Below are 10176 nucleotides of genomic sequence, written 5' to 3' on the forward strand. Positions count from 1 at the left end.
CGAGGAGCAGAGTTTACTGGTTGGTAAATGAGCACCGCAGCGATGGATTTGACGCAGAGAATGGGTCGTTTATAGCAATTTTTACATCTAGTGATTATGGCGAGAAGGTAACACCCGTTCCCATTCCGAACACGATGGTTAAGCTTCTCAGCGCCGATGGTACTGCTCGGGAGACTGAGTGGAAGAGTAGGACGTCGCTAGATAAATAACTTGGCCCCTTGGTCAAGCGGTTAAGACACCACCCTTTCACGGTGGTAACAGGGGTTCGATTCCCCTAGGGGTCACCATAAACAGCTTGTAAACATAAATGTTTGCAAGCTGTTTTTTTATATTGATAACTATAGTTTTTGTCTTAATAGTTTGTTGGGTATTTTATTTGAAATCACTAACATAATCATTAGGCAGAACTAATGAGAAGTAGCCTGTATAATCCCTTCCTGTAAAATATATCTTTTTTTGTTCATAACTTGTAAGGTAAGTGGCAGTTGACTTAGCATTGAAGTATAATGATTAAAAGGGGGGATATCATGATTTTAATTTTTTTCTCAATGACATTGTTTATAATTCTTATTATATATATAGAAAATAGGAATTATAAAAAAATAAAAAATAAGAGAGAGAGAATATCTGATTCAAGTAACTTTAGTAATAGTATTTTATATGATTATAGTGTGCTTAATCATAGTTATGATAACAATGATAGCATTAGCAGTAATGACAGCTGTGCAGATAGCTGTGATTGTGGATGTGATAGTGGTAGTTGTGATTCAGGAGGAGGTTGTGACTAATAAAAAAAACTCAACATTTTATGTTGAGTTTTTTATTTGGTGGCTCACCGGGGAATCGAACCCCGGACACCATGATTAAAAGTCATGTGCTCTACCGACTGAGCTAGTGAACCAGATGGCTGGGATAGCAGGATTTGAACCTACGAATGCCAGAGTCAAAGTCTGGTGCCTTACCGCTTGGCGATATCCCAATTTTAATGGTCGGGGTGACAGGGATTGAACCTGCGACCTCATGGTCCCAAACCACGCGCGCTCCCATCTGCGCCACACCCCGATATATGGTGCGTCTTAAGGGATTCGAACCCCTGGCACACGGCTTAGAAGGCCGTTGCTCTATCCAACTGAGCTAAAGACGCATATAGTGGAGCGGGTGAAGGGAATCGAACCCTCGTAACTAGCTTGGAAGGCTAGCACTCTACCATTGAGTTACACCCGCATATAAGATACTGGAATTATTAAGTTTAAATACCCTTTAATGTTTAAGCTTTGCTTATAATTATTGGGCACAGTTATATATTATAAACAAGGTGTAGTATTTTGTCAACTATTGTTTAAAAAAAGTTTATTCGTATAAAACTACAGGAAATTATAAGACAAATATGATCTAATATTAAATGTGAAGCTTTTAGAATTAACCATCGAATAGATTGATGTATTTTTGAATATATATGAAATGACCTTTAATTAGGAGGAATTAAGTTGTCTATAAATTTTCAATGTGATTTAAATGAAGCAAAGAGAATTACATCTAAAAAGCTTGTAGAAAAAACTATAGAACTGATCAACGATAGGAAAGTAAAAAAGTTAAATGCTATATGGCTTGAAGTTACAGGATGCTCAGGAAATACAATCTCATTCTTAAATAGCGAAAATCCGTCCTTGAATTATATTTTAACTAGCTTAATAAATTTGACCTACGATAACATGCTTATGGTATCAGAAGGAGAAGCTGCCTTTGAGCAATTTTTAAACACTTTGAATACTGAATTTATACTTTTAGTAGATGGAGCTGTATCTACTAAAGAAAATGGCCTTTACAATATTATTGCAAATTATAAAGGAAAGTGGATTACGGCACTTGATGCAGTTAAAATGGCAGGAGAAAAAGCAAAATATGTTTTAGCAGTAGGTACCTGCGCTTCTTATGGGGGGATTTCTGCAGCAAAACCTAATCCTTCTGGAAGCAAAAGAGTTCAGGAAATTTTAAGTTCTCCTGTTATAAATCTTCCAGGTTGCCCTTGTCATCCTGATTGGGTAGTTGGGACAATAGCACATCTGGTATCTCGTGGTTTGCCTGAATTGGATAATGATAACAGACCTTTGCTTTTTTACGGAGTTACTATTCATGATAGATGCACTAGAAGAGGATTTTTTGATAAAGGTATATTTGCAAAAAAATTTGGAGAAGAAGGTTGTATGTTTAAGCTTGGATGTAGAGGACCTGTTACGAAAACTGATTGTCCAAGAAGACAATGGAATGGATATGTAAACTGGCCAGTAGAGGACAATACCAATTGTATTGGTTGTGCACAAAAGTATTTTCCGGATGGTATGGAACCCTTTGTAAGATATTAGGAGGAGATATGGGAAAGATTATTAGAATTGATCCTGTTACAAGGATAAGTGGATTTTTAGATATAAAAATAGAAGTAGAAGAAAGCATAATAACAAAAGCAGAAACCAGTGGACTTCTATATAGAGGCTTTGAAAAGATGCTAAAGGGAAGATCTCCTTTAGATGCAGTCTATTTTACTGAGAGAATATGCGGAATATGTTCTATAGCGCATGGAACAGCCTCTACTAGGGCTCTCGAAGATGCACTAAATATTAATGTAGCTGTAAATGATTTATATCTTCGTGATATAATGCATGGCTTTGATTTTTTACAAAATCATTTAAGACAGTTTTATTTTTTTACAGTACCAAGCTATGCCAAGATGCCAGATATAAAACCCCTGTATTCTCAGGAATATACGGATTTTAGAATGCCCGATAGCCTAAATAAGAGAATGGCAGAACATTATAATAAAGCTATAAAATATAGCAGATTAGCTCATGAAGGGCTAGCAGTGTTAGGAGGAAAGGCTCCTCATGTACATGGAATTTTTGTAGGTGGGGTTACAGTTAATATAGATTCCTATAAGTTAGAAAAGGTGAAGTCAATAATAGCTGAAATAAAGGAATTTGTAGACAATAATATGATAGAGGATGTAGATATAATTTCAAGGTATTATCCCGATTACTTCGAAAAAGGTATATCCTACGCTAATTTTATGAGTTACGGGCTTTTTGATAAATATCCTTCCGATTTAGAGATAAGTTATGTTCAACCTGGTATTAGCATATTAGATAAAAAGTATCCTCTTGATACAGGAGAAATTACAGAGCATATAAAATACTCATGGTACAGTAGAGAGAAGACAGGGGAAGAAGCAAATATAAAAAAACCCGACGGCTATAGTTTTATAAAAGCACCTCGCTATAATGGACTGCCAATGGAGGTTGGCCCATTAGCAAGGATGATGATTTCTGGTTATTATACCAGGGGAAACTCCTGTATGGATAGAAATATTGCTAGAGTGCTTGAAACAAAGAAAATATTAGAAATAGTGAGTAAGCTAACAGAAAGAGTAGAACTTAAGGTTTCAAATCAGCAGATTTACGAAATTCCGGATAGTGCCTTTGGAATGGGAATCACAGATACAATAAGGGGCTCACTAGGTCATTGGATAGAGATAAAAAATAAAGTTATAAAATACTATGATATTATCACCCCTACAGCTTGGAATCTATCTCCTAAAGATGATAATGGCACACCAGGAGTGGGGGAGAAGTCTCTAATTGGATCAAAAATTAATGATATAAAACAGCCTGTAGAGGCAGGTAGAATTATAAGATCCTTCGATCCTTGTATATCCTGTGCTACACATGTAATAGGTGATGGACAAGAACCAATAGAAATAGAGATATTAGTATGAGTATTAAGGTTATAGCTATAGGAAATACATTGATGGAAGATGATGGTATAGCCATTGCTGTAATAGAGAACATAAGGGCCGGGTTAGAAGAGAAAAATGTAGAGGTTATAGTTGGTGAGACAGATTTTAATTATTGTATATCTATGATAAATGATGAGGATTTGCTTCTGATTATAGATGCAGCTTCTTATGGTGGTACTGCAGGAGAAATAAATACTTATGATATAGGTAGATATAACTCTTTTAAAAAGGGATATACCCAGCATAGTTACCACTTAATAGATTTACTGCACTTGTATTTTACAAATTTGAAGGGGTTTGTTATTGGAATACAGATTAATAGTGTAAGTTTCAAACTAGGGCTTAGTAAAGTTTTGGAAAGTAAGCTTAAGAATGTTTCTATAGAAGTTGAAGAAACTATCAACTATTTAATATCAAAGTATTTATAATTAATAAATATTAAGATTTGTTACTGCTGAAATAGCAAGATGCCATGCTATGTAGTTCTAAAGCTATGGAAGTAAGCATAAGTTTTAATAAATAAGATACCCCCATTTATTTTTAAAATAAATTGGCGGGTATTCTTTCGAGAAAGTGAATAGTGGAGAAGAATATGTATAAGCATTTTGAAACAGTTAAATTTATTCAATACAAGATATGTTACTACAGGTATATGGCTGTTTCCAGCCTATGTCAATATAGAAGAAAGTATTTTATAAACCTAATGAATATTGAAAAGAGAAGGTTAAAGGAGTTATTAGAAAAAAAACGTAGGACAGAGCATGAAAAAATAAATTTAACCAGACAACGGGAGTTTACATTAGAGGAATTAGCGGAATATAGTGGCGCTGGAGGAAAACCTGCCTATGTTGCTATTAATGGGGTGGTATATGATGTAAGCCTTAATAGTGCATGGGGTGGAGGCACTCATTTTGGATTATATTCAGGGAAAGATTTAACTTCGGAATTTGCAGGTTGCCATAAAGCCAATGCAGAAATTATAAATAATCTTGTTAAAGTAGGAAGATTAAAAATATAAGGAGGAATTAAAGATGCATGATACTATACTTTTAAATAAAATATCCACTTCCTTACAGGAGCTTTGTAGAAATCATAATATAAAAAGGATTGGAAGATTATCAATAATTGTAGATGAAAATAGTCATTTAAACTCTTCTAATTTATATGAACATCTTCGTGAATGTAATAAAAGTTTAGTGGGGGAATGGACCAATATTATAGTGGAAAAAGATCAGCTAGATAGTCAAGTTGCAATTCTTCATAGTATAGAAGGGGAGAAATAAGGAGTATAACTATTGGAAGGTGGAAAACACTCTAAAATTACAGGAATGAAGATGAGAGAGAATGAGGGCTATAAATCATACTCCTTGAAAATATATGGTATTGTGCAGGGAGTGGGCTTTCGGCCTTTTATTTATAAAAAGGCAAAGGAGTTTGCTATAACGGGATGGGTTAACAATGCAGGAGGAATAGTTGTTATACATTTTAGTGGTGCAAAAGAAAATATAAAAAATTTTATGCTAAGCATTGTAAAGAAACCTCCTGAACTTTCTAATATAGAAAAAATAGAGTGTAAAGCTTTGGGAAAAAGAATTTATAGTGATTTTACCATAAAAAAGAGTACTGAAGCTTTAGGAAAAGTAAAATTTGTTTCAACTGATGTAGCAACTTGTCATAGATGTGTTGAAGATATTAAAACATTGGAAAACAATCGATATAGATATGCTTTTACCAATTGTACAGACTGTGGTCCTAGATATTCTATTATAAAAAAACTTCCCTATGATAGAAAAAGTACAACAATGAAGTCCTTTGAAATGTGTGATCAGTGCAGGGAAGAATATAATAATCCTCTAAGTAGAAGGTTTCATGCACAACCTAATTGTTGTGGGAAGTGTGGTCCTTCCATTACACTTATGAATAATAAAAAAGAGGTTATTAAATGCATTGATCCTGTGGAGACAACTATTAAATTGTTAAAGCAGGGTAAGATTATTGCAATTAAAGGAATAGGAGGGTTTCATTTAGTCTGTGATGGCAAAAATGAGGCAGCTATAAATGTTTTGCGTAACAGAAAGAGAAGAGCTCATAAGCCTTTAGCAGTTATGATGAAGGATTTATCTGTAGCAAGGAAATATTGTATGGTATCTAAAGTAGAGGAAGATGTTTTAAGTAACAATAAGAGACCGATAGTTCTTATAAATAAAAGAGAAAATTGTTCTTTACCTGAAAATATAGCACCTATGCAGAGAAAAATAGGTGCTATGCTTCCTTATACTCCTTTGCATTATATATTGTTTGAGAAGGATTTAGAAATATTAGTTATGACTAGTGCTAATATAAGCGGTGGCTATATGCAGTATAAAAATAAAGAAGCATTATGTATGTTAGAACATATTGCAGATTACTTTTTACTACACAATAGGGACATTGAAATTCCTGTAGATGACTCTGTGGTAAAGGTGATTAATGGGGAAGAAGTTATGATTCGCTGTGGAAGGGGATATGCACCCTATACCTTGAATCTAGGTGTAAAAGATCAGATAGCAGCTTTAGGAGCAGAGCAGAAAAATACCTTTGCACTTTCTAAAGATGACTTTGTTTATTTAAGCCAATATACAGGAGATTTGAAGGATTTAAATTCATACATTAACTATAAGTATGTCTTTAAGCATTTATCAAATTTACTGGATATCAACCCACAAATAATTGTACAAGATTTACATCCTGATTATATAGTAAATGATTTTGCAGAGCAATTGAAGGGAAGAAAAATTTTAGTTCAACACCATTACGCCCATATGGTTAGTTGTATGGCAGAGAATTACATTTCAGAAAAGGTTATTGGTGTTATTTATGATGGGACTGGTCTAGGAACTGATGGAGCTATCTGGGGTGGAGAATTTTTAGTAGGAACAAGAAATTCCTTTGAAAGAGTTGGTCATTTTAAGTATGTGGATATTCAAGGTGGAGATAAAGCTATAAGGGAGCCTTGGAGATGTGCTTTTAGCTATCTATATTCTCTTGGGTATGGTAAAAATGATTTTATTGAAAACCTATATTGTAGGAATCATTTACAAAAACCTTTAGTTGAAGAAATAGAAGCAGTGGAAAGTGCATTAGAGGCAAACTTTAATTGTTATAAAACCTCTAGTGTAGGAAGGTTATTCGATTGTGTTTCATCTTTAATAGGAATTAGAAATTACATTACCTATGACGCTCAAGGGGCAATAGAGTTAGAAAATATCATAGATAGTAAGGTTCTAGATTGTTATGAGTATAATATCTATGAGAAAGATGGTACCATGCAGATTCAATATGAGGATATTATAGAAGGAATAATAAGAGACTTAAAAAAGGGAATAAGAAAAGAGGTTATATCCGCTAAGTTTCATAATACAATAATTAGAGCTACCTGTGATCTAGTAGGTATTATAAGAACTATAAATGGTATTAATAAAGTAGTACTAAGTGGAGGCGTTTTTGAAAATGAATTTCTACTAAAGGGCATCTATAACGGATTATTAGATGGAGGTTTTGAGGTGTTTTACAATAAAAAGATACCGACTAATGATGGAGGAATATCCTTTGGGCAGCTAGCTAGTGCTAGTTCTATTATTAATGAAGAGGGGATAAGAGAAGATGTGTCTTGCCATACCAGGAAGAGTATTAAATACTGATGGACTTTACGCGAAGATAGATATTATGGGAATAGAGAGTAGCGTTAATGTGCAGCTTATTGAGAAAGTAAATGTCGGAGATTACATATTAGTTCATGCAGGTTGTGGTATACAAAAAATAGATGAGAATTATTTTAATTACTTAGTAGAGATATATAGGGAGATTTGAATAAATTTTATTTTTATTTGGGAGAAGTAAATATATGAACAATATGGAGTTAGTGAAAAGATTTGTTAAGGTCATAAAAACATCCAAGGTAGAAAACTTTAAAATAATGGAGGTATGCGGTACTCATACTAAGGCGATATCTAGATTAGGGATAAGGCAGCTATTTTCATCTAAAATAACTCTACTTTCAGGACCTGGTTGTCCAGTGTGCGTAACTCCTGAAAACTATATCGATAATGCTATAGAACTCTTAAAATGGGATAATGTAATTTTAACAACCTTTGGAGATTTAATGAAGGTAAAGGGAAGCAAGGGGAATTTAGTACAGGAAAAGGAAAAGGGAAAGAAGATAAAAATACTTTATTCCCCTTTAGACTCTATTAAAGTTGCAGAAGAGAATAAAAATTCGGAAGTGGTATTTTTAGCAGTAGGCTTTGAAATTACAGCGCCCTTAATAGCACTTGCTATAAAAATAGCTAAAGATAAAAAAATAGAAAATCTATCATTCTTTACAGGTTTAAAAACTATGAAACCCGTATTGAGAAAGATATTGGAAGATAAAACCCATAAGATAGATGGTATGATTTGCCCAGGACACGTTGCAGTAGTTAAAGGGGCAGACTACTTTAAATTTATATCAGAGGAATATAATATTCCAGCAGTAGTTGCAGGCTTTGAAGCAGAAGATATACTGGCAGCTATATATTTTTTGACCCAGCAGAAAGATAGGATAAAAAAGGATTTTGCAAATTTATATAAAAGTTGTGTAACTTCACAGGGAAATATTTTTGCCAATAAGATTATGGACGAGGTATTTTATTCAAGTTCAGCAAGATGGCGTGGCATTGGCAACATCGAAAATTCGGCATTAAATATCAAAGATATGTACAATAATTTTAATGCTATAAAAAGGTTTCAGATAAATCTAGGAATCTACGATGAAAGTGAACAATGCCTTTGCAGTGAAATATTATTAGGAAGAAAGTTGCCAAGTGAATGTAAGCTTTTTAAAATTCAGTGTAATCCGACTTCACCTTACGGACCAGGTATGATTTCACAGGAAGGGTCTTGTTCTGTATTTTATCAAGAATTTATTAAATAATTAAGAGGTGATATTGTGAGTGATGTTATAAAACTAGCTCATGGAGATGGTGGAAAGTTTACCAATGAATTAATAAAAAATTTATTCTATAGACATTTTCGAAATAGGAAGCTAGAAGAAGGAATAGATGCAGCGACATTTTCAGTAAATGAAGGAAGAATGGCTTTTACTACAGATTCTTTTGTAGTGAAGCCTATATTTTTTTATGGAGGAGATATTGGAAAACTCGCTGTCTGTGGTTCTATAAATGATTTAGCTGTATCTGGAGCCAAACCTTTGTATTTAAGTGCTTCATTCATAATTGAAGAAGGGTTTCCTATTGACAAACTGGAGGCTATTGTTAGATCTATGGGAGATACTTGTACAAGAGCAGGAGTCAATATTATAACTGGTGATACGAAGGTTGTTGAGAAAGGTAGTGTAGATGGAATTTTTATAAATACCAGCGGAGTAGGTATTATAGAATCTAACTATAAAATGAAAACTATTGAATCAGGAGATCAAATTATTGTAACAGGAACTATTGGTGAGCATGGAACAGCCATAGCAATCCAGAGATATGATATAAAAGTTAAAGGTAATTTTAAAAGTGATTGTAATCCACTTAATGGAATTACAGAAAACATTCAAGATCTCTATCCCTATATAAAAATTATGAAAGATCCTACAAGAGGTGGATTGGTTACAATATTAAATGAGTTAGCTGAGTTGGCAGGACTTGGAGTAAGGCTAATTGAGGAGAAAATACCAGTTAGCAGAGAAGTAAAAGCTATGAATGAAATGCTCGGTTTAGACCCTTTGTATATGGCCTGCGAAGGCAGAATGGTACTTGTAGTAAATAAGCTATATGCTGAAAAAGTATTAAATAGAATCAGAAGTTTAGAAGGTTGTAAAGATGCAAATATAATTGGAAATTTCGACCAGGAAGCCAGCCTAAAAGTATATATAGAAAATTATCTTGGTGGTAAACGGATATTAAATACCTTAGAAGGGGCAATGCTGCCTAGGATATGTTAAAAGGTTCTACACAAGTTACTAAGGTCTAAAGTCATGAAAAATCTTAAATAATTCTCCACACTGAGTTTGGTAAGTAGTTTCAACTCCTCGAAATTACTTACCCTAACAGCTTGATAAGTTTATGCATAGAAACTGAGTCTGGTGTGTCTACATAGCTAACATATAGTATAGGTGAGGAATGTTGAGGGATATCAAGTTAATCTTAAATAATTTAATATTAGCCTTATAACCTATAAAGTAAAAAATGATAAGATAACATTCGTCGCTTAATGAGCGGCAAATAAGCAAAAAACTTAATATCAAAATGTTGTTGACATTAAGTAATTGTTTATGATATTATATAAAAGCTGTCAAGAAAGATTGAAAATAAAAAATATTAAAAATCTTATTGACAAAGCAAGATAGAAATGATAACCTATAT

The 10176-nt window shown here is 33.5% G+C and carries 10 protein-coding genes, 6 tRNA genes and 1 rRNA gene; 12 read left to right on the forward strand and 5 right to left on the reverse strand.

The features are described 5' to 3' along the window. Positions 1-86: 86 nt before the first annotated feature. The 3 genes from rrf (at position 87) to P8V03_RS18365 (ending at position 788) form a co-directional block, all read left to right on the forward strand. Positions 87-203: ribosomal RNA gene (gene rrf / locus P8V03_RS18355) — 5S ribosomal RNA — on the forward strand. 9 nt (positions 204-212) lie between these two features. Then, positions 213-287, forward strand: a tRNA-Glu gene (locus P8V03_RS18360). Between the two features lie 240 nt (positions 288-527). Continuing rightward, the gene (locus tag P8V03_RS18365; RefSeq protein WP_318799280.1) at positions 528-788 is read left to right on the forward strand and encodes a hypothetical protein; all 261 of its coding nucleotides are present in this window, start codon (positions 528-530) and stop codon (positions 786-788) included. Positions 789-825: 37 nt separating this feature from the next. Here the strand turns inward: P8V03_RS18365 and P8V03_RS18370 are convergent. From P8V03_RS18370 to P8V03_RS18390, 5 genes are all read right to left on the reverse strand, one after another. Continuing rightward, positions 826-901, reverse strand: a tRNA-Lys gene (locus P8V03_RS18370). 3 nt (positions 902-904) lie between these two features. After that, a tRNA-Gln gene (locus P8V03_RS18375) sits at positions 905-979 on the reverse strand. A gap of 7 nt (positions 980-986) precedes the next feature. Next, positions 987-1062: transfer RNA gene (locus P8V03_RS18380), tRNA-Pro, on the reverse strand. Positions 1063-1067: 5 nt separating this feature from the next. Continuing rightward, positions 1068-1144: transfer RNA gene (locus tag P8V03_RS18385), tRNA-Arg, on the reverse strand. 6 nt (positions 1145-1150) lie between these two features. Then, positions 1151-1224 (reverse strand) — tRNA-Gly (locus P8V03_RS18390). 263 nt (positions 1225-1487) lie between these two features. Here P8V03_RS18390 and P8V03_RS18395 point away from each other — a divergent pair. The 9 genes from P8V03_RS18395 (at position 1488) to hypE (ending at position 9755) form a co-directional block, all read left to right on the forward strand. Continuing rightward, complete coding sequence (locus P8V03_RS18395) at positions 1488-2363, forward strand: hydrogenase small subunit (protein WP_428978992.1); 876 nt, start codon at positions 1488-1490, stop codon at positions 2361-2363. A gap of 8 nt (positions 2364-2371) precedes the next feature. Next, positions 2372-3766, forward strand: a complete 1395-nt coding sequence (locus P8V03_RS18400) for a nickel-dependent hydrogenase large subunit (RefSeq protein ID WP_318799281.1) — start codon at positions 2372-2374, stop codon at positions 3764-3766. Next, positions 3763-4215, forward strand: coding sequence for a hydrogenase maturation protease (locus P8V03_RS18405; protein WP_318799282.1), 453 nt, complete (start codon positions 3763-3765; stop codon positions 4213-4215). The genes P8V03_RS18400 and P8V03_RS18405 overlap by 4 nt, the downstream gene beginning before the upstream one ends. A 164-nt stretch (positions 4216-4379) precedes the next feature. After that, complete coding sequence (locus P8V03_RS18410; protein WP_318799283.1) at positions 4380-4805, forward strand: cytochrome b5 domain-containing protein; 426 nt, start codon at positions 4380-4382, stop codon at positions 4803-4805. Positions 4806-4818: 13 nt separating this feature from the next. Continuing rightward, positions 4819-5070: a hypothetical protein gene (locus P8V03_RS18415; protein WP_261673601.1), complete on the forward strand. Its 252-nt coding sequence runs from the start codon at positions 4819-4821 to the stop codon at positions 5068-5070. A 12-nt stretch (positions 5071-5082) separates the two neighbouring features. After that, complete coding sequence (gene hypF / locus P8V03_RS18420) at positions 5083-7467, forward strand: carbamoyltransferase HypF (RefSeq protein ID WP_318799284.1); 2385 nt, start codon at positions 5083-5085, stop codon at positions 7465-7467. Next, positions 7430-7636, forward strand: a complete 207-nt coding sequence (locus tag P8V03_RS18425) for a HypC/HybG/HupF family hydrogenase formation chaperone (RefSeq protein ID WP_318799285.1) — start codon at positions 7430-7432, stop codon at positions 7634-7636. The genes hypF and P8V03_RS18425 overlap by 38 nt, the downstream gene beginning before the upstream one ends. A 34-nt stretch (positions 7637-7670) precedes the next feature. Then, positions 7671-8738: a hydrogenase formation protein HypD gene (gene hypD, locus P8V03_RS18430; protein ID WP_318799286.1), complete on the forward strand. Its 1068-nt coding sequence runs from the start codon at positions 7671-7673 to the stop codon at positions 8736-8738. A 15-nt stretch (positions 8739-8753) separates the two neighbouring features. After that, positions 8754-9755 carry a hydrogenase expression/formation protein HypE gene (gene hypE, locus P8V03_RS18435; RefSeq protein WP_318799288.1) on the forward strand — a complete coding sequence of 334 codons (1002 nt, stop codon included), beginning with the start codon at positions 8754-8756 and terminating at the stop codon, positions 9753-9755. The last annotated feature ends 421 nt before the right edge of the window (positions 9756-10176 follow it).

This window comes from Clostridium tanneri, assembly GCF_033659955.1.
Lineage (GTDB): Bacteria > Bacillota > Clostridia > Clostridiales > Clostridiaceae > Clostridium_AM > Clostridium_AM tanneri.

Excerpts from the sequence above, each read along its gene's own strand:
- P8V03_RS18365 (WP_318799280.1), top strand. The coding sequence starts at position 528 with ATGATTTTAATTTTTTTCTCAATGACATTGTTTATAATTCTTATTATA.
- P8V03_RS18400 (WP_318799281.1), top strand. The coding sequence starts at position 2,372 with ATGGGAAAGATTATTAGAATTGATCCTGTTACAAGGATAAGTGGATTT.
- P8V03_RS18405 (WP_318799282.1), top strand. The coding sequence starts at position 3,763 with ATGAGTATTAAGGTTATAGCTATAGGAAATACATTGATGGAAGATGAT.
- P8V03_RS18410 (WP_318799283.1), top strand. The coding sequence starts at position 4,380 with ATGTATAAGCATTTTGAAACAGTTAAATTTATTCAATACAAGATATGT.
- P8V03_RS18415 (WP_261673601.1), top strand. The coding sequence starts at position 4,819 with ATGCATGATACTATACTTTTAAATAAAATATCCACTTCCTTACAGGAG.
- P8V03_RS18425 (WP_318799285.1), top strand. The coding sequence starts at position 7,430 with ATGTGTCTTGCCATACCAGGAAGAGTATTAAATACTGATGGACTTTAC.
- hypD (WP_318799286.1), top strand. The coding sequence starts at position 7,671 with ATGAACAATATGGAGTTAGTGAAAAGATTTGTTAAGGTCATAAAAACA.